This is a genomic window from Saccharothrix algeriensis (assembly GCF_016907655.1).
GTDB lineage: Bacteria > Actinomycetota > Actinomycetes > Mycobacteriales > Pseudonocardiaceae > Actinosynnema > Actinosynnema algeriense.
On record NZ_JAFBCL010000001.1, the window covers coordinates 1,505,412 to 1,524,073 of the forward strand.

At 74.4% G+C, this 18,662-nt stretch carries 15 protein-coding genes; 5 read left to right on the forward strand and 10 right to left on the reverse strand.

Annotated elements, in window-relative coordinates:
• Positions 1–16: 16 nt before the first annotated feature.
• The 5 genes from JOE68_RS06430 to JOE68_RS06450 form a co-directional block, all read right to left on the reverse strand.
• Complete coding sequence (locus tag JOE68_RS06430; RefSeq protein ID WP_204841418.1) at positions 17–988, reverse strand: ScbA/BarX family gamma-butyrolactone biosynthesis protein; 972 nt, start codon at positions 986–988, stop codon at positions 17–19.
• Between the two features lie 402 nt (positions 989–1,390).
• Positions 1,391–2,404, reverse strand: coding sequence for an EamA family transporter (locus tag JOE68_RS06435; RefSeq protein WP_204841419.1), 1,014 nt, complete (start codon positions 2,402–2,404; stop codon positions 1,391–1,393).
• On the reverse strand, positions 2,404–3,501 hold the full coding sequence (locus JOE68_RS06440; RefSeq protein ID WP_204841420.1) for an alpha-hydroxy acid oxidase: 1,098 nt from the start codon (positions 3,499–3,501) through the stop codon (positions 2,404–2,406). The genes JOE68_RS06435 and JOE68_RS06440 overlap by 1 nt, the downstream gene beginning before the upstream one ends.
• A 27-nt stretch (positions 3,502–3,528) precedes the next feature.
• Complete coding sequence (locus tag JOE68_RS06445) at positions 3,529–4,488, reverse strand: TauD/TfdA family dioxygenase (protein ID WP_204841421.1); 960 nt, start codon at positions 4,486–4,488, stop codon at positions 3,529–3,531.
• A gap of 375 nt (positions 4,489–4,863) precedes the next feature.
• Positions 4,864–5,919, reverse strand: a complete 1,056-nt coding sequence (locus JOE68_RS06450) for a hypothetical protein (protein WP_204841422.1) — start codon at positions 5,917–5,919, stop codon at positions 4,864–4,866.
• A gap of 148 nt (positions 5,920–6,067) precedes the next feature.
• Here JOE68_RS06450 and JOE68_RS06455 point away from each other — a divergent pair, with 148 nt between their 5' ends.
• Complete coding sequence (locus tag JOE68_RS06455) at positions 6,068–7,081, forward strand: metallophosphoesterase family protein (protein WP_204841423.1); 1,014 nt, start codon at positions 6,068–6,070, stop codon at positions 7,079–7,081.
• Between the two features lie 25 nt (positions 7,082–7,106).
• Here the strand turns inward: JOE68_RS06455 and JOE68_RS06460 are convergent, their stop codons facing one another.
• Positions 7,107–7,391: a hypothetical protein gene (locus JOE68_RS06460; protein WP_239562150.1), complete on the reverse strand. Its 285-nt coding sequence runs from the start codon at positions 7,389–7,391 to the stop codon at positions 7,107–7,109.
• Positions 7,392–7,545: 154 nt separating this feature from the next.
• Complete coding sequence (locus JOE68_RS06465) at positions 7,546–7,863, reverse strand: hypothetical protein (protein ID WP_204841425.1); 318 nt, start codon at positions 7,861–7,863, stop codon at positions 7,546–7,548.
• Positions 7,864–8,133: 270 nt separating this feature from the next.
• Here JOE68_RS06465 and JOE68_RS06470 point away from each other — a divergent pair, with 270 nt between their 5' ends.
• A complete protein-coding gene (locus JOE68_RS06470) occupies positions 8,134–8,706 on the forward strand; it encodes a TetR/AcrR family transcriptional regulator (RefSeq protein ID WP_204841426.1) in 573 nt (190 codons plus the stop codon).
• Here the strand turns inward: JOE68_RS06470 and JOE68_RS06475 are convergent, their stop codons facing one another.
• Entirely contained in the window at positions 8,707–9,885 is a 1,179-nt protein-coding gene (locus JOE68_RS06475; protein WP_204841427.1) for an MFS transporter, read from the reverse strand.
• Between the two features lie 55 nt (positions 9,886–9,940).
• Here JOE68_RS06475 and JOE68_RS06480 point away from each other — a divergent pair, with 55 nt between their 5' ends.
• Both JOE68_RS06480 and JOE68_RS06485 read left to right on the forward strand, forming a co-directional pair.
• A complete protein-coding gene (locus tag JOE68_RS06480) occupies positions 9,941–10,693 on the forward strand; it encodes an AraC family transcriptional regulator (RefSeq protein ID WP_204841428.1) in 753 nt (250 codons plus the stop codon).
• A 476-nt stretch (positions 10,694–11,169) separates the two neighbouring features.
• Positions 11,170–12,324, forward strand: a complete 1,155-nt coding sequence (locus JOE68_RS06485; RefSeq protein ID WP_204841429.1) for a S1 family peptidase — start codon at positions 11,170–11,172, stop codon at positions 12,322–12,324.
• Positions 12,325–12,541: 217 nt separating this feature from the next.
• On the opposite strand, the gene JOE68_RS06490 is transcribed toward JOE68_RS06485, so the two are convergent.
• Complete coding sequence (locus JOE68_RS06490) at positions 12,542–14,008, reverse strand: trypsin-like serine protease (RefSeq protein WP_204841430.1); 1,467 nt, start codon at positions 14,006–14,008, stop codon at positions 12,542–12,544.
• A 56-nt stretch (positions 14,009–14,064) separates the two neighbouring features.
• On the reverse strand, positions 14,065–15,612 hold the full coding sequence (locus tag JOE68_RS06495) for a S8 family serine peptidase (protein ID WP_204841431.1): 1,548 nt from the start codon (positions 15,610–15,612) through the stop codon (positions 14,065–14,067).
• Between the two features lie 231 nt (positions 15,613–15,843).
• Here JOE68_RS06495 and JOE68_RS06500 point away from each other — a divergent pair, with 231 nt between their 5' ends.
• Positions 15,844–18,657, forward strand: coding sequence for an ATP-binding protein (locus JOE68_RS06500; RefSeq protein ID WP_239562152.1), 2,814 nt, complete (start codon positions 15,844–15,846; stop codon positions 18,655–18,657).
• The last annotated feature ends 5 nt before the right edge of the window (positions 18,658–18,662 follow it).

Genomic DNA, 18,662 nt, shown 5'->3' on the forward strand with positions numbered 1-18,662 from the left:
TGGGCGGGGGCCGGCGCTAGGCCGCGATCGCCCCGGAGTCCCGGGCGCAGACCTCCACGGTGCCCGACACCGCCGTCCGCCCGTCCTGCACCACGCGCACCGCGAGCGAGGCGCCGGACGCCGCCCGCCGCCGCACCCGCGCGAGCACGACCGGCGTCGGGTCGAACTCCAGGTACCTCGTGAACCCGACGTCGCAGCCGGTGAGCTGCGCGCCCGGTAAGCCGAGCAGGGCGCGCCCGGCTTGGCGGAACCCCTCGAACACCAGCATCCCGGGCACGTGGTCGAGCGGGTGGTCGAACAGGACGGGGTGCTCGGTGCGGACGCGGAGCGGCCAGGCGCCGCGGTCGAGCGCGGCGCCGAGCACGACGTCCGCCTCGGTGCTCATGCCGACCACCCGCGCGTCGACCGGCGGCGGGACGGCGGCCGGGCGGGTCGCGGCGCCCGCGCGCTCACCGCGCAGCCTGCGGTAGAGCGCGGGGGCGACGCAGCGCATCCGGGCGCCGCCGGTGGCGAACACCCGGCCGTCGTGCCGGAACCGCACGTCCAGGCGCAGGTGCGCCGCCGAGCGGGTGCCCTTGCGCAGCGGGGAGAGCCCGGCTTCGAGGAGCACGTCGGCGGGGGCGCCGCCGGCGCGCAGCCCGGCCGGGTGCACCGAGATCGCCATGCCGTCCATGACGAACTTCCAGTCCAGCGGCACGCCCTCGGCGCTGTGCGCGAGCAGGATCCCGGTCTGCCGCAGGGTTTCCGCGGCCAGCAGCGGGTCGTGGTGGCCGTCCAGCACGCGGTAGAGGCTGTGCCCGCGCGGCCACTGCGCGGCGCAGAGGTAGGCGCCGTCCCCGGTCCTGCGCCAGTCGGTGAGCAGCACCTCGGCCAGGGCGCTGCGGTGCACCAGGTGGCGCGGCACGTTGCTGCTGAACGACAGCCCGGCGTGGTCCGACCCCGGGGCGTCGGCGGGGGCCTGCTGCGAGTGGTGGCCGGCGGCAGTCATCGGGTCCTCCTCTGCTGTGCGGCGCGTTGCGGAGTGACCAGGAAAACAAACCAACCACAAGGTTTTCTTCTAAATTTGCTCCAATCACCCGTTCGAGTGAAGATCGCCTCGGGCCGACTGCCGCCGATCGGACAACCCGCATAGCAAGGAGAACAATTCGGACACCGAGGCATGTTCGGTGTCGCCACCCGGAGGCCAGCCGGCGGCCCGCCTACCCGGATGGCGCGGTCGTCTGATGAAAAACAGACCGGTTGGTTTCTTCTGGGTCATCAACCGGTCGACCGCCACCACCCCGGGCGGTTCCGGCGGCGACACCCCGACCGCACACGAGTCCCCCGTGGACAGGACGAGCAACCGGCAGCGCACCGGGCGCGGGAACCCGGCGCCCGGTGCGCTGCGCGCTCACCCCCGCGCCGACCGGCGGGTGACGGCGACCTGGGCCAGTGCGATCCCGGAGAGCATGACGGCGGCCCCGAGGAGTTGGGCGCCGGTCATCACCTCCCCCAGCACGAAGTAGGCCAGGACGGCCCCGGCCGCCACCTCCAGCGTCAGCAGCAGGCTCGCCGAGGTGGGCGGGAGCCTGCGCTGCGCGGCCACCCCGAGCGCGATCCCGCCGGCCATGCCGATCAGGCCGACCCAGACCACCAGGGCGCCCATCGGCACCGGGGCGCCCCGGAGGTCGACGTCCTGGGACAGGACCGCGAACGGGAACGGCTCGACCACCCCGGCCAGCGCGAGCACGACGGCGCTCAGCGCGGTGCCCCACGCCGCCATGACCAGCGGGTCGTAGCTGCGCAGGCCGCGCTCGGCGAGCAGGAAGCGGGCGGCCAGGGTGAGCGCGGCGAGCAGCCCCAGCAGGACGCCGACCCCGTCGAGGTCGAAACCGGACCAGACCTCGCCCACCAGCGCGAGCCCGACCAGGGTCAGGGCGATGCCCGCCCACACCAGGCCGGAGACGTCCCGGCGCTGCACGAGCCGCACCCACAGGGCGACCAGCACCGGCGACAGGTACTCCAGGAGCAGGGCGACGCCCACCGGCAGCCTGGCCAGCGACATGGTGAACACCACCTGGTTGACCGCGAGGCTGATCACCCCGTACAGCGCGACCAGCCACCAGTCCCCGACCCGGACCTTCATACGCCGCCCGCTGACCACCGCGGCGACGAGCAGCAGGACGACCGCGCCGACCGCGGTGCGGGCCTGGATGACGTTCACCGCCGACAGGCCGCCGGACCCCATGGCCTTCAACGCCGGCGCGGCCCCGCCCATCGCGACGGCCGCGCCGACGGCCAGGCCCAAGCCCACCCGGATCTCCGCGCGGGTCCGCCGCGCCGGTCGGGCGGCGTCCGGCGCGCCGCCGACCGCCGCCGCGCCGCGGTCCCCCCGCTGCTCGTCGACCCCGGACGCCTCCCCCATCAGCCGGCGCCCGTCACGGGCGCCAGGTGGTGCGGCCGGGTCAGGAAGCCGCGGTCCAGCTCGGCGACGGTCGAGGTGCCCAGCTGGAGCAGGGCGTCGCCGAACTCGGCCCCGATCAGCTCCAGCACCCGCTCGACCCCCTGCCGACCCGCCAGGCCGAGCCCCCAGAGGTAGGGCCGGCCGATGCAGACCGCCCGCGCCCCGAGCGCGACCGCCTTGGCGACGTCGACCCCGGAGCGCACGCCGCCGTCGAGCAGGACCGGGTGCTGCGCCGGGACGGCGTCGACCACCCCCGCCAGGGCGAACAGGGTGGGGACGACGCCGTCGAGCTGGCGCCCGCCGTGGTTGGAGACGATGGCGCCGTCCGCGCCGAGGTCGACGCACCGCTTCGCGTCCACCGGCCGGAGCACGCCCTTGACCAGCATCGGCAGGGCCGTCCGCGACCGGATCCACTCCAGGTCGGCCCAGGTGATCGGCAGCTTGTCGTGCCTGCCGCCGACCGGCGGGTCCCCGCGGAGGATGCCCAGCGCCCGCAGCGTGCCGTAGTCGACCCCGGCGGGGAGCCGGTACCCCGCCCGCTGGGTGGACAGCCGCCGCGCCGCGAAGGACGCGTCGACGGTGACCACGATCGCCGACGCCCCGCAGCTCTCGGCGAACTCCAGCGTGGCCTCGACGTGCCGCCGGGACCGGTAGGCGAACAGCTGGAACCACGTGCGGCCGGGGGCTGCCTCGGCGATCTCGGAGTAGGGGTAGTGCGAGTCGGTGCTGACGATCGACACCACGCCCCGCGCGGCCGCGGCCCGCGCGGTCGCCAGCTCGGCGTCGGGGTGCACCAGCCGCTGCGGGCTGGTCGGCGCGAGCACGACCGGGAACGCCAGCCGCCGGCCGAACAGCGCGGTCGTCGTGTCGAGGTTCACCGGGCCTTCGTGCACCCCCCGCGGTTGCAGCCACACCTCGTCGAAGGCGGCGGCGTTGGCGGCGACCACGCCGTCCGAGCCCGCGCCGCCGGCCACGTACTGCCCGATGGCCCGATCGGCCTGCGCCATCCACCGCCGCTCGAAGTCGGCCGCCGACAGCAGCGAGTCGAGGGTCGTCATCGTCGTCTCCCACCCCACGGCGACCGGTTACCAGATGCCGCTGATGGCCGGGATCGGCGGGACGACGCGCGAACCGGCCATCATCTGCGTGACCGAGCTGGGGATGGACTTGATCGAGTAGAACCTGCGGAGCCAGCGGTCGTGCCCGTCGTAGCGGGGCGCGAACGCCGAGCGGCCGTGCGCCGCGACGTTGTTGTCCAGGATCGCGCAGTCACCGGGCCGCAGCACCACGTCGTGGCAGACGCTCTCCAGGGCCTCGGTCAGCGCGCGCAGCGCGGCGCGGCCGGCCTTGCTCATCGAGATGGTGTTGTGCGAGTTGAACCGCATGAACGGTGTGCCGGCCGAGCCGAAGAGGACCGGGTGCGGGCCCGCGGGCGGCGGCTCGGTGGTGGTGTTGCGGGTGAAGGAACCCGGGTAGTTGCTGTAGAACTGGCGCTGCCGCAGCGCGTCCACCTCGGCCGGCTCGAGCAGCTCGACCGCCTCCCGGCAGGAGGCGATCCGCGTGGCCGCCACGCCGTCGTGGTCCTGGCGCAGGCACACCAGGCCGATGAAGTCCGGCCGCAGGGGGTGGTGCACGTTCTCGACGTGGAAGTCGAACGCCACCGCGCCCGAGCCCTCGACCCGGTCCTCCTCGCCGGGCAGGGGCTGCACGTCGTGGACCAGCTCGCCCCCCTTCTCGTCGGCGTAGCCGATCATCGTGCCGAGCGCGTCGGCGAGGAGCATCGCCGAGCCGGCGGTGCCGTGGCCGGGCAGCGTGGCGGGTTCGCCGGCGGAGTGCGTCGGCGGGAGCTGGCCGACCTCGAGGCCGCGCAGCAGGAGGAACCCCGTCCGGCCCGAGTCGCGCCCGAAGGCGCGCACGACCTCCCGGAGCCCCTCGGGCAGCTTGTCGGCGGTGGCCTCCGCCGGTCCTCCGCGCACCACGTCCTCGGCGCGGTTCCACAGCTCGCGTCGCTCCTCTTGGGACAGTTCATACGGCGTCGTGCTCATCTGGCTTCTCACAATCCCTGCTTGATCGACGAGTGATCAACAGCTGGTGATGTCCGGCGAGCCGTCGTGAGGACCAACCTGCCACTGTCATATAAAACCGATCGACCGGTTTTGTCAACCGTGACGGCGGCAGGTCGGAATGAGCCGGAACCCCCGGCGCCCCAGGGCAGTGCCGAGCAAAAAGGTGATCACCACAGGTCTTCTCGACCAACCACGCGCACCGGCCGACCTGCCGCGCCTCGCGAGCGAACCCGCCCGGAAGCGAGGTTCCGAAAAAACAAACCGACCGACCTGTTGCATTTCGCACAGTCGTTACGGCACGAGGCAGCTGGCCACTACAAGGGGAACAACTCACCCGATCGGGCAGCGGCGCGGCTACCCCATGACGCGGAAGGGCTCCCCGCCGTCGTCGATCGGCGTCGTCCCGTCGCGGCCCCGGTAGGTCCAGTCCAGCTCCAGCCGCCACTCCACCTGGTGCCCGACCGTGCGGGGCGTGATGGTGAACATCTCCGGGTCCAGCGGGCTGACCACGTAGGGGAACCCCGCTCTCCCGGAGCGGCGCAGGAGGCGGCCGAGCCGGCTCCGACCGGCGCTGCCGGCGGGGACGAGGCGAGGGGTCTCGGCGTCCAGGTCCACCTCGAAGCGACGCGGGGTCATGATGCCCGCGGTCGACACGACGAGGGACGTCGGCTGCGACGGGCGGCGCGAGAGCACGACCGGGCGCAGCGAGCGCAGCGTGACGGCGCGGGCGCCCCTGGCCTCGACCAGGACGTCGACCGACCCCGACCCGCCGGCCGTGAACGAGTGGGGCGAGCCCTCCGGGAACAGGTGGCAGGATGCCCGGACCTCCACCCGCACGAAGACCGGCGCGCCGGCCCCCTCGTCCGCCTCGCCGATCCGCACGTCGCCGTGGAGGACGCCGACCTGGACCAGGTTGCCGCCGACCGCGCCCCCGACCTCGTTGCGCACCGCGGGGCCGGCGCCGTCCACGTCGACGCCGAGCGCGTTGAGCCGAGCCGCCTGCGCGGCGTCCACCTCCGGGCCGTTCGCCAGGAACTCCCGCAGTGCCCGCACGAGCGCGTCGTGCAGCATCCGGGTGAGCTGCTCGTCCCGGTAGTAGGAGGCGTAGAAGGGCTCGGCGCGCACCACGCCCTCCACCCGCGCCGCGATGGCCTTGCGGAGGTCCTCCGCCCCGGCCCCCGCCGGGAGCTCCCGTCCCGGCGGCGCGGCGAAGCACGTGCGCAGGTCCCGGGCGAGCTTGCCGTGCCCGTAGGCGAGGGCCGGTCCGACCACCCCGGCCACGGCGCCGTGGACGACCTCCCGCAGCCGCGCCTCCTCCCCGGGCAACCGCACCCCGCTGCCGGCCAGGACCGCGACCAGCCACCGGGTCACCAGCCCGGCCAACGCCCGCGTCCCCCCGTCGTCCGCCACCCCGCGACCCTACGACGACCGGACCGGGGCCGGAACCTGAAGTTACCCTCGCGTACACACCCGGGCCGGCGCGAAGTCACCGCCGATCACCGCAGACGTCCTACCTTCGGCCCGTTCGTGCCGGTGCGAGCTGAATGTGGGTGTCCGAATGGATCGCAGGTCGTTCATGCTGACCACGGGTGGCGCGCTGGCCGCGACCACCGCGCTGGGCGCCCGGGCCGAGGCCGCCCCCGGCCGGGACCCGCTGGGCCTGGCCGTGCGGTTCAACATCATCAGCGACATCCAGGGCGACCTGGCCGACTTCGGCAAGGCCCTGGACGACATCAACGCCACCAACCCGCGCAGCGCCGGCCTCGGCGTGGCGGGCGACATCACCCCGCGCGGCTACGACTTCGAGTACGCCCAGGTGCGGTCGGTGCTCGACCGGCACCCGCACCCGAAGAACGTGGTCTGGGCCATCGGCAACCACGAGTTCTACGTGCCCAAGTGGCGCGACCCGGACACCCTCGCCCAGGAGACCTGGCCCAACGGCGCCACCGAGGACTCGCTGTTCCGCAGCTTCTACAACTTCGCCGGGCGCAACACGGTCTACTCGGAGACCTCGTTCGGCGGGATCCCGGTGCTGTGCCTGGGCACCGAGCGCTACGCCAAGTACCACGACCCGAAGCTGTGGGACGAGGTGTGGCTCAGCGACCAGCAGTTCACCTGGCTGGAGCGGCGGCTGGCGCACTGGGACCGGTGGCGCAAGCCGGTGATGGTGCTGACCCACCACCCGCTGCCCAACACCGTGTCCGGCACCCGCAACAAGCTCTACCTCAACGACTACCTGCAGGCCGACCGGCTGCTCGCGGTGCTCGGCAGGTACCGGGACGTGTTCCTGTTCTCCGGGCACACCCACTGGGACCTCACCCTGTCCGACTGGGTGGTGCGCCGGGTCGTCCCGGGCAGCGGCAACCCCGAGGGCTTCACCGTGGTCAACACCGGCGCCGTCCAGACCGGCTGGGTGGACGACGGCAAGGGCGGCGAGACCTCCCTGGGCGGCAGCTTCAACCAGGGCCTCCAGGTCGAGGTGCACCACCGGGCCGTGGTGATCAAGGCCCGCGACTTCACCACCGGCACGTGGCTCAAGCAGATCACCGTGCCGCTGCGCGACAGCCTCTGACCGCGGCGGCGCCCCGCCGGTCGGCTCACCCCCCGGCGGGGCGCCGCTCCGAGAACGTGTCCGGCGCGGACTCGGGCACTTCGGTGCGCACCTCGGAGTCCCGCAGCACCTCGCGCGCCTGCGCCTCGGGGTCGGCGCTGCCCGACCGCTGCTCCTCGGGCAGCAGCTCGGCCCGCGTCACCGCCCGCTCGTCGACCCCGGTGCGCCGGTCGAACTCCTCCGGGCGGTCGAGGTCGTGCTCGCGCCGCACCCGCTCCTCCTGCTCGGCGGACAGGTCGGTGGCGCCCAGGTCCAGCGGTTGTTCGCTCATGGCCATGACCTACCCCTCCCCCGCCCCGCCCACACGCCGAAGCGGGATCCCGCACGCAGCCTCATCGCCCCGCCGGGGAGCCGGCTCCCCGGCGATCCGGACGGCTCGTGCGGGCGCGTGCCGTCGCGCCGGCCCACCACCGGGAACCGGGTGCTCAGCCCAGCCTGGACGCCGCGACCCTCGCGTGCTCGACCCAGGTCCCGGCCGACGAGGCGGGCAACCGGACCCAGTCCTTCATCGGACGGCCCGTCCCGGCCGGGTCGAACGGCTCGGCGCCCTCCGCGGCCAGCGCCGCGGTCAGTTCTCCGGTGCCCGCACCCAGCTTGAAGGCGACGCCCTCGCCCTGGAGCGCCACGATCGCCTTGCCACCGTACTTCAGGCAGGGCAGCCCGAACATCCTGGAAACCGTGAACCCCTGCGGGGCCACTTCCTCGGCGAGTTCCTCGAACGCCTCTTTAGCGCCGGCAGTCATCGCGCGGACCTTCCTTCCTCGTGTTGCGCGGCCTTCGGGAGCACGGCGGATCCAGCCTTCACCAGCAGGGCGACCCCACCGCCGGGCCCGGGGTGATCACCGGGGCCGCCGCGTTCGCGGCCACGGCGGCCAGGACCGCCGAGTCGAGCGCGTCGTCGATGGACCGGAGCTGCGAAAAACCTTAAGCGGAACCGGAACTCCCATTCCGTTTACGGGTCAGGACCATACGACTGCCGTATCCTGGTGTCAAGTCCTCGGTAGAATGGGGGTGTGCCCCAGAACACCGATCAACCCCTTGGGCGCCGCCTCCGCTCCGATGCCCGGCGCAACCGGGAACGCATCCTCACCGCAGCCAAGGCGGCGCTCGGGAAGGACGGCGCGGACGTGCAGATGGAGGCCATCGCCAAGGGCGCGCAGGTCGGCATCGGCACCCTCTACCGCCACTTCCCCACCAAGCACGCGCTGCTCGCGGAGATCACCAGGCAGTGGGTGTTGGACCGGATCGCGAACGCCACCTCGGCGCTGGACTCCACCGATCCGTGGGCGGGCTTGACGTCCTTCCTCGTCGGCAGCGGTGAGGCGATGTCGCGCGATGCGGGCCTGTGCGACGTGTTCGGCCAGGTCGCGACGTTCGACCTGTGCGAGGACGAGAGCGCGGAGTACGCGCGGTTGCTCAAGGTCCTGGTGGACCAGGCCCACGCAGCGGGCGCACTGCGCGCCGATGTCACCGTGGAAGACCTCCAGGGGCTGCTCTACGGGCTGTCCCACTCCATCGCGTTGGACAGCGCCCGCTGGCAGCTGTTCGTCGACGTGCTGGTCCAGGGTCTGCGCCGGGCTCCCTGATCACTCCCGGGGCCCGCTGCGCACCTGGTCCTCCAGCCGGACGGGTTCGCGCAGGCAGCGGGTGGCGAGCCACCCCAGGCCGGGCAGCGCGATCAGCGGGACCAGGGCGGTGCGCAGGGAGGTGGCGTCGGCGAGGGCGCCCACCAGCGGGCTCGCGAGTCCGCCGATGCTGACCGCGAGGCCGAGCGTCACGCCGCTCGCCGTGCCGGGGTGGCGCGGCAGGTAGTCCTGGCCGAGGGTGATGTGCAGCGAGAAGGGCACCGACAGACCGATCGACGTGGCGGTCACGAACAGGAAGAGCGCCGGCCCGGGGACGAGCACGACCCCGGCGACGGCGGGCACGGCCAGGGCGTAGGACCAGCGGATGACGCGGAGCCGGCCGAACCGGGTGGCCAGCCCGCCGCCGGCCACGGTGCCGACCGCTCCGCCCAGGTAGAGGACGAACAGGGCGGCGGTGCCACCGCCGCCGACCCGTTCCTCGACGTGGAGGGCGAGGAACGTGCCCAGGCAGACGAAGACGACCGACCGGCACGCGACCGCGCCGGACAGCCGGGCGAACGACGCCCAGTCGTCACGGCCCGGGGAGGTCCGGGCCGGGCCCGCACTCCGCGGCGCCGACCGCCGCATCGACCGCAGCGCGGCGGCGCAGAGGAGCGCCCCGGCGAGCGCCGGCAGGACCAGCAGCGGTGACGCGGCAAGCCCCCCGGTCGCGACCACCGCGGCGACCAGCAGCGGCGAGGTGGCGAACCCCAGGTTGCCGCCGAGGCCGTACCACCCCATCGACGTGTGGCTGCCCCGGCCGGCGATCCGCGCGACCCGGGCCGCCTCGGGGTGGTAGGCGGCCACCCCGAGGCCCGAGAGGGCCACGACCGCCAGGGTGGGCCCGTACTGGTGGGTGAGGCCGCACAGCGCCACGCCGATGCCGGCCGCCAGCGTGCTCGCCGGCAGCAGCCAGGGCATCGACCAGCGGTCGGCGAGCACGCCGAAGAGCGGTTGCGCCACGGAGGACAGCAGCGACGCGGCCAGCACCAGACCTGCCGCGGTCGCGTACGGGTAAGCCCGTTCGGCCACGAAGAACGGCACCAGGGCGGCCACCGACCCCTGGTAGACGTCCACGCACGCGTGCCCGAGGGACAGCAGGGTCACCGGGCCGGCGCGTCGACGGGAACTGTTCACCATGCCCCCGAGTCTCGACGCCGGGGCCGCTGTCCCGCTTCCGATAAAGTGCCGGGTCGTGTCGGAAATCCGTCATCTCCCCCGGGCGCCGACGCGGAGGCGGAGGCTGCCGCCGTCGGCGGGCATCGGCGCGCACCGCCACGACGAGCACCAGATCGCGTACGCGGCCTCCGGCGTCGTGGCGGTGACGACGGACGCGGGCACCTGGTTCGCCCCGGCGACGCAGGCGATCTGGGTGCCGGCGGGGACCGTGCACGCCCACCGCGCCCACGGCCTGGTCGACCTGCGCCTGATCGGCCTGCCCGCGCGGACCGACCCGCTCGGCCTGCGCGCCCCCGCGGTGCTGGCCGTGGGTCCCCTGCTGCGGGAGCTGATCCTCGCCTACACCCTCGACCCGGCGGAGGACAGCCCGGAACGGCGCCGGCTGCGCGCCGTGTTCCTCGACCGGTTGCGCACCTCGCCCCAGCGGGCCGTCCAGCTCCCCACCCCGCGCGACCCGCGGCTGGTCGCGCTCTGCGCGGTGCTGCGGGGCAACCCGGCCGACGCGCGCACCCTGGTCGAGCTGGGCGCATCCGTCGGCGTCGGCGCGCGCACGGCCGGCCGCCTGTTCCGCGCCGACCTGGGGATGACCTTCCCGCAGTGGCGCACCCAGCTGCGCCTCTACCACGCCCTGCGGATGCTGGCCGACGACGTTCCCGTGACCACCGTGGCGCACCGCTGCGGGTGGTCGACGGCCAGCGCCTTCATCGACGTCTTCCGCCGCTCGTTCGGACACACCCCGGGCTCCCTCCACCGCCGCGACCAACCCTGATCCGCGGGCGCCCCGCCGAGGCGTGACGAGCCGTTCGTCCTTGGGCGCCAGGGGTTTCGGTGTCGTGCGCCAGGCAGCGGTCTTCGCGTGCCGGTCGACCGGGCAGTGCTCCTCGGTGGCGCGCAAAGCCTTGCCCGCGCACGGTCCTGGCAGGCCGACTCCTCGGCGCACCGCGCGAATGATGGCGCCGATGTCATGGCATAGGGGGAATCCGGCTCGGGAAGCCCTTTCAGGACAACCGGAGTGGCATGGAGCAGCACGGCGTGATCCCGCCCGACCCGCACCGCTCGGCAGCCGGCCGGAGCCGGTCGAGGCGTTCGGAGCAACTTCCGCCCGATCACCGCCCGCCCGTCGGGCCGGCGCTAGCATGGCGGCGTTCGACGAACACCTTGTGGTTCCTCGCAAAGCCGGATCGCACCCCTCAGCACGAGACGTTCGGCAATCCCACGGCACGAACGCCACGCAGGAGGAACAACGTGCTCACCCGTCGAAGAAAAGCACTGTCCGGCGCGCTGATCGCCGTGGTCGCGCTCATCGCGAGCGCCCCGGCTCACGCGGCTCCCGAACCCCCGACCCCGCACAGCGGTGAACCGCGGCAGAGCGGGTTGTTCGCCACCGACAGCCGGTTGGGCGCGCTGGTCGCCGAGAAGGGCGCACTGGGCCACTACTACGACGAGCGGCTCGACCGCTTCGTGGTCGTGCTGCCCGCGTCCGGCCCGGGGAGCACGCGCACCGCCGCCGACTTCGCCGTCGGCGGTTCCGCCCCGGTCGTCAAGCGCAGCAGCACCACCCGGTCCCAGGTCGACGCGGTCCACGAGCGGATCCGCGCCGAAGCGGCGCGGAACAGCAGCGCCGGGCACGTCTACGGCTCCGCTTTCGACATCACCCGCGACGTCGTGGTCGTGACGTCGGACGCACCCCCCGACCTCGCCGGGACGCTGTCCGCCGGGCTGTCGGTCAAGGTGGAGCACCGGCGCGGAACCGGCGGCCGGAACTCCCGGCAGTTCGACCCCCGCCCGTTCCGGGGCGGCGCGGCGGTCACCATCGGGACCGTGAACTGCAGCAGCGGCTTCACCGTGCAGGACCCGGAGGGCAACCGCTACCTGCTGGGGGCGGCCCACTGCGGGCACATCCAGGGCGTGCCGATCGGTCGACCGGTGGAGAACACCGGCAGCGGCGAGCACATGGGCTACTTCTACTACTGGAACTTCCCGGATCGGGACATCGGGCTCATCTCCCACCTGGAAACCGGTTTCTACGGCCACCACATCTACGTCGGCGACGCGACCGGCAAGCAGATCCGGGTGGCGGGCGCGTCCGACCCGGTGGTCAACCGCAGCGACTACTGCCGCAGCGGCATCACCACGTTCGAGAAGTGCGGCCAGCGCGTCTTCGACCTCAAGGGCCAGTTCTGCGACAAGGCGGGGTGCACCCAGGACCTGATCGCCTACGACAAGGGCACGATCGCGCAGGGCGGCGACTCCGGCGCGCCGTTCTACTCCTACAACGCCGACCGGACCGCCGTCGTCGTCCACGGGATGCACATAGCGCAGAGCGGGGGTTGGCAGTACGCCGAGAAGTGGAGCCGCATCGCGAGCAGCCAGGGCGTCTCCGTCGTCACCGCTCCGTGACCGCCGACCCGCACGGGAACCCGGATCTCCCGCCCGCGCTCCGGCCCCGCCGCCCGGTCGTGGTCCACCGCGACCGGGCCGTGGCGTCCCGCTGAGGCCGAACGCCCGGCAGCGACGGCCGTGGAGCCCGTGGCCGCCGAAGCGGTCACGGGCTCCACGCGTTTCCCGGCGGCGGCGACGGATCACGTGCCCGCCGGTCCGGGGGTCATCGGACGGTTCACCGGACGGTGAGGGTGTACTCCGCGGTCCCGGTCTTGCCGGCGCTGTCCGTCGCGGTGATGGTCACCTTGTAGGTGCCGCGCTGGTACGGGCCCATGAGCGTCATCCGCGAAGTGCCGCCGGGGTTGACGGTCTGCGGCGTGAACATGGGCGCGTGGGGCAGGCCGGCGCCGCTGAGCCGGACGGGGCCCGTGCCGCCGGTGACGGTGATCACCGCGTTGGCGTAGCCGCCGGGCGGGACGGTGCCGGAGTTCGGCGAGGTGGACGGCTTCGGGCCGTTGGTGGTGCCGCCGTCGCCGACCGTGAGGGTGTACTCGGCGGTCTTGGTCCCGGAGGCGCCCTTGGCCGTGACGGTGACCTTGTAGGTGCCCGCCCGGGTGCTCGTCGAGGGCTGCAGGGTCAGCTTGGCCACCTCACCGGAGTCGATGGCCGACGCGGGCTGGAAGGTCGCCGTCGTCCCGGCGGGCAGCCCGGACGCGCTGAGGTCCAGCTTCTCCGGGCCCTGGTCGCCCGCGGTGGTGGTGACGCTGGTGGAGACGTGCTTGCCGGGCTCGGCCTTGCCGGAGGTCGGCGACAGCGCGACCGCGAACTTGCCGTCGCCGGGCGGGGTGTCGCCGATCTCGGAGCGGGCCCAGTCCCCCATCTCGTTGGTCAGCCGCGCCATGATGCTGTAGCGGTCGCAGGCGCTCGCGCCCCACGACGAGACGCCGACGATCACGCCGTCCACGATGAACGGACCGCCGCTGTCGCCCGAGCAGTTGGCGGTGCGCCCGTCGTTGTAGCCCGTGCACACCATCAGGTCGCCGTTGACCCGGATGTCGAAGACCTGGCAGCCGCCGGGGTCGTTGACCGGCAGGGTGGTCTTGCGCAGCACGCCGGAGCCGCCGCTCGCCGTCGTCTTGCCGTAGCCGAGGGAGATCCCGGACTTGCCCGGCTGGGTGAGCGCGCCGTCGCCCGAGCCGGCCACCTCGGCCCACTGGTCCTCGGGCACCGGGAGGTCGTCGACGGTGGTGACCACCGCGACGTCGTAGCCGGTCCGCCAGCCGCCGGAGCCGGTGTACCGGGGGTGGGTCTTGAACGAGTCGACGGCGGTGCGGAACGTCTCGTCGCCGGGGGTGGTCAGGTCGTCGTCACCGTAGATGTAGCTCTTGGCGCCGGTGGAGTCGATCATGCAGTGCGCCGCGGTGAGGATCTTGCGCTTGCCGACCACGGAGGCGGTGCAGGACTGCCCCTGCGGGCCGCCGCCCCCGACGCGCATGCCCGCGATGACGAACGGGTGCTCCTTGACGGTGGTGCGCTCCCCGTTGACGATCCGGGTCCCGGCGTCCCCGGTGCGGAGCTGGTCGGTCGGGGTCGCCGCGGTGCTGATCCGGTCGGTCGACGCGGCGCCGGCGGTGTTCGCGGCGGGCAGGGCCACCGCGGCCAGTGCCAGGGTCAGTGCCGCGACCAGGCGTGGTGCTCTCATCGTTCTCCTTCGATGGCAGGGTGGGAGGAGGGGACGGCGCTGTCCGTCCACAACGGTCAGAATGTGATCGACCAGCCCGTGAGCGTGCCGACGTCGAACCGGTAGGTGTCGCGCACCGAGAGCTGCCACGTGCCGTTCGCGTCCTCGCGCGAGGCGTCGACGGTGAAGCTCCGGTGCACGCCGCCCGGCTCGCCGACGCCGCCGGCGCGCTTGAGCGGGTAGGACGTCCCGCTCGGCCCGACCAGGTCGACGGCGAGGTCCCCGGTGTAGCCGTGGTCGATGTCGACCCGCACCGACAACGTGGCCGGAGCCTTGCCCTGGCAGGAGTCCTGGGTCACGGAGGAGCCCACCGCCGAGCCCGCGTCGGGGATGGCCACGTCCTGGTCGTTGCCCTTGACCCCGCACCTGACCGGCCCGCCGCCGATGTCGCCGACGTAGAGCACCCTGTCGGGCGAGTCCTTGCCGGGGTTGGTGACCAGGCCCGGGCTGGCGCTGCGCACCAGCGCCTCGCCGACCTGCTGCGGGGTCGCGCCGGGGTTCGCGGACAGGTGCAGCGCGGCCGCGCCCGCGACGTGGGGCGAGGCCATGGACGTGCCGCTGCCGGTGCGGAAGGACCCGTTGTGGTCGCTGGAGTAGATGTTGCCGCCCGGCGCGAACAGGTCGATGCAGCGGCCGTGGTTCCCGCCGCGGGTGCGGTCCTTGTTGAGCCAGCCGACGGTGATCGCCTCGGGGACGCGCGCCGGGCTGACCCCGCACGCGTCCTCGCCGTTGTTGCCCGCGGAGACCGCAACCGTGATCCCCTTGGCCACCATGGCCTTGACCTGCTCGTCACCGACGCCGGGGGTGTCCATGCCCAGGCTCATGTTGACCACCGCGGGCCGCACGGCGTTCTCGGCCACCCACTCCATGGCGGCGACCGTGGCCGAGTCCGGGCCGGACCCCTTGCAGTCCAGCGAGCGCACGGCCACGACCTTGGCCTTCTTCGCCACGCCGACGGTCCTGCCCGCGATCGTGCCCGCCACGTGCGAGCCGTGCCAGTAGCAGTCGCTCGCGTCGGCGTCGCCGTCGAGGACGTCGTACCCGTGGCCGGCCCGGTCCTCGAACTCGGGGTGCCGGGTGTTGATCCCGGAGTCGATGACGTAGGCGGTCACGCCCTCGCCCGAGTTCGGGAAGGTGTACTTCTTGTCCAGGGCGGCGGTGCGCTGGTCGATCTGGTCCAGGCCCCACGACGGCGGGTCCGCCTGCTCGCCCGCCGCCGTGGTCGTGCCGTCCTGGTGCACCGACTTGACCGCCGGGTCGGCGGCCAGGCGCCGCGCCTGCCGTTCGGACAGGTCGCGGACCGCGAAGCCGTTCAGGGTGACCGAGTACGTGTCGGTCACCTCGCCACCGTAGCGCTGGGCGAGGGCCGCGGCGTGGCCCTCGGCCGCGGCGCGGGCGCCGTTCTCCAGCACCACGATGTACTGGCCGGGATGAGGCCGGTCGGCTCGGACGACGTCCTCTTCCGCCTGCTGCGCCACGGCTTCGCCCGTGGCGGTCGCCACCGCGGCGGCGGCGACCGCGGCGGTGAGCAGGGTCGACGGCCACCGTTTCCTGCGCTCGTGCATCGATTCCTCCATCGCGCGTTCGAGCGGCCGTTGCAGGGTGTCGGGACATCGGGCCGCTCGGGGACCACCCTTCGGCCCGGGCGACGGGGGAACAAGCGTGGTCACGACCCGTAGGGGTACGGGATCGTGCGGGGGCGCGGGCGGCCCGTGCCCACGGGGTTACGGCGCCCCGCCCGGCCGACCTATCCTGGCGGGCATTCCTCTTCGGGTGGATCGGCGACGGGAGCGGACATGGGCCACGGTCGCGCGGACCCCCTCCCCGTCCGGTCCGCGCCGATGATCGGCCGGGACGCGGAGCTGGCCGCCCTGCTCGACGCGGCCGGGCGCGCGCCGTCGGCCGTCTTCGTGGAGGGCCCGGCCGGGATGGGCAAGACCAGGCTGGTCACCGAGTTCGCCGCCGCCGCCCGCGCCGGGGGCGCGCGCGTGGTCGCGGGCGCGTGCCAGCCGCTGCCCGAGCCGTTCCCGTACGGGGTGCTCCTCGACTGCCTCAGCCGGTGCCGCGACCTGCTGGTCGACCCCGGCCCGGTGACCGGCGCGCTGCGCGACCACCTGCCCGAGCTGGCCGACGGCCTGCCGCCCGCGCCGCGCGCCCTCGGCGACCCCGGCGCCGAGCGGCACCGGCTCTTCCGCGCCGTGCGCGACCTGCTGCGCTCCTTGGGGCCCGCCGTGCTCGTGCTCGAGGACCTGCACTGGGCGGACGAGGGGACCCGCCGGGTGCTGCGGTTCGTGGTGGCCGACCCGCCGCCGGGCCTGTCGGTCGTGGCGACCTACCGCCGCGAGGACCTGCCCGCCGGCGCCCCGCTCGGCCGCGTCCTGCACGTGCCGACCCTGGTCCTGCGCCCCTTCGACGCGGCGGGCGTGCGCGCCGCGGTCGACGCGCTCGTGGGGGCCGCGGTGACGTCGGAGCGGTTCGCCGAGGCCGTCCTGCGCGAGACGGCGGGGATCCCGTTCGTGGTGCAGGAGGCGGTGCGCGCGCTGCGCGACCCGCTGCGGGACGTGCGCGCCGAGGGCGACCTGGCCGGGCGGGTCCTGGCCGGGATCGACGTGCCGGTCCTGGTGGCGGACGAGGTCAGGGAGCGGGTGGGCGCCCTGCCCGACGCCGCGCGGTCGGTCGCCGAGGCCGCCGCGGTGCTGGGCATGCCGGAGACGGCCGGCGTGCTGGGCGCCGTGGCGCAGGCGGGGGCGGAGCACCTGGTCGCGCTGGTGGAGTCCGGTGTGCTCGTGGAGGCGGCGGCGGGCAGGTTCGGTTTCCGGCACGGCCTCGCCGGGCGCGCGGTGTGCGCTTCGCTGCCCGGCCCGCGGCGGCGGGAGCTGCACGAGCGCGCCGTGGCGGTGCTCTCCGCCCTCGACCGCGCGCCGGTCGCCCGCCTGTGCGCGCACGCCAGGGCGGCGGGCATGGGGGCCGAGTGGCTGCGGTACGGCGAACTGGCCGCCGATGCCGCGGAGGAGGCCGGGGACGTGCCCACCGCGGTCGACCTGCTGTCCGAGGTGCTGGCCGATCCGGGCACCGGCCCCGAGGACGCGAACCGGCTGGCCGCCAAGCTGTGCGGCCACGCCCTGACGGGGCTGCCCGGCGGGGTGGTGACCGAGCGGGTCGAGGGCCTGCTGTCGGACCCGCGGCTGGCCCCGGACGTCCGGGGCGAGGTGCACCTGTGGTTCGGGCTGCTGCTGCAGCGCGAGACCGGGGAGGTCGACCGCGGCGCCGAGGAGCTCGCCCAGGCCGTCGACCTGCTCGGCGACCAGCCGGAGCGCACCGTGCGCGGCCTGGCGGCCATGGCGGGGCCGTACCTGGGCACCGCGCCCATCGCCGAGCACCGGGCCTCGCTCGGCCGGGTGGAGGCGGTCGTCGAGCACCTGCCCACCCGCGCCCTGCGCACCGCCCTGCTGGCCACGACGCTCGGCGGGCGGCTCGTCGTCGGCGACCCGAGCACCTGGGAACGCGTCGCGGAGCTGCCCTCCCCCTCGGACGTGCACGACCCCGACGAGGTCCACCACCTGGCGCGGGCGCACTGCAACCTGGCGGACGCGTGCTCGTGGATCGGCCACTACTCCCGGGCGCGGGAGTTCCTGCGCAGCGGCGTCGCCCTGACCAAGCGGGTCGCCGCTCCCTACGTCGTCGGCACCGCCGAGGCCACGCAGGCCCGGCTGGACTGGCTCGGCGGGCGGTGGTCGGGGCTGGGGCAGCGGATCGACCGCTTGCTCGGCGCCTACGCGAACCTGCTGCTGACCACCGACCTGAACCTCACGCGGGGCTGGCTGGCGACCGCGCGCGGCGAGTGGGTGCGGGCCGAGAGGTCCTTCCGGGCGGCGGCGGGCTCGCACCCGGCCGCCCGGGTGTTCCCGGTGGGCGTCTCGGCGGCCGGGGGGATGGCGGGGATGCTGCTCAGCCGGGGCGACGCCGGCGCCGCGGAGGAGCACGTGGAGCGCGGCGTGGCGGTGCTGCGGAGCAAGGGGGCCTGGGTGTGGTCGGGCGACATCCTGCCCCAGGCCGTCGACTGCTACCTGGCGGTCGACCGCGCCGACGCCGCGCGGCGGCTCGTCGCGGAGGCGACCGCCGGCCTGGGCGGCGTGGACGCCCCGCTGGCCCGCGCGGCGCTGACGGCCTGCCGGGCGCGGCTGGCCGCGGCCGAGGGCGACCGCGAGGGGGCCGACCTGCTCTACCGGGAGGCGGTCGACCTGCACCGGGACCTGGGCCTGCCCTACCGGGCCACCCAACTCGCCGAGCAGGCCGGGGGCGCCGCCGACGCCGCGGCGCTCGACGCGCTGGCCCGGTCCTACGACTCCCTGGGCGCGACCGTCGACGCCGCCCGCTGCCGCCACCGCATCCGCAGCGCCGGCGTGGCCACCCCGTCGCGCCGCGGCAGGCGCGGCTACGGCAGCGAGCTGTCCCCGCGCGAGCGGGACGTCGCCCGCCTGCTGGCGGGCGGCCACACCAACCGCGAGATCGCCCAGGCCCTGTTCCTGTCCCGTCGCACGGTCGAGGAGTACGTCGTCAAGGTCCGCCGCAAGCTGAACGCCCCGTCCCGCCACGACGTCCGGCTCTGACGGGC

Bases quoted from the DNA above. Each gene is read 5' to 3' on its own strand.
- JOE68_RS06455 (WP_204841423.1), top strand. From the start codon at position 6,068: ATGGATCGCAGGTCGTTCATGCTGACCACGGGTGGCGCGCTGGCCGCG.
- JOE68_RS06500 (WP_239562152.1), top strand. From the start codon at position 15,844: ATGGGCCACGGTCGCGCGGACCCCCTCCCCGTCCGGTCCGCGCCGATG.
- JOE68_RS06440 (WP_204841420.1), bottom strand. From the start codon at position 3,501: ATGACGACCCTCGACTCGCTGCTGTCGGCGGCCGACTTCGAGCGGCGG.
- JOE68_RS06495 (WP_204841431.1), bottom strand. From the start codon at position 15,612: ATGCACGAGCGCAGGAAACGGTGGCCGTCGACCCTGCTCACCGCCGCG.
- JOE68_RS06460 (WP_239562150.1), bottom strand. From the start codon at position 7,391: ATGAGCGAACAACCGCTGGACCTGGGCGCCACCGACCTGTCCGCCGAG.
- JOE68_RS06430 (WP_204841418.1), bottom strand. From the start codon at position 988: ATGACTGCCGCCGGCCACCACTCGCAGCAGGCCCCCGCCGACGCCCCG.
- JOE68_RS06475 (WP_204841427.1), bottom strand. From the start codon at position 9,885: ATGGTGAACAGTTCCCGTCGACGCGCCGGCCCGGTGACCCTGCTGTCC.
- JOE68_RS06435 (WP_204841419.1), bottom strand. From the start codon at position 2,404: ATGGGGGAGGCGTCCGGGGTCGACGAGCAGCGGGGGGACCGCGGCGCG.
- JOE68_RS06465 (WP_204841425.1), bottom strand. From the start codon at position 7,863: ATGACTGCCGGCGCTAAAGAGGCGTTCGAGGAACTCGCCGAGGAAGTG.
- JOE68_RS06490 (WP_204841430.1), bottom strand. From the start codon at position 14,008: ATGAGAGCACCACGCCTGGTCGCGGCACTGACCCTGGCACTGGCCGCG.
- JOE68_RS06445 (WP_204841421.1), bottom strand. From the start codon at position 4,488: ATGAGCACGACGCCGTATGAACTGTCCCAAGAGGAGCGACGCGAGCTG.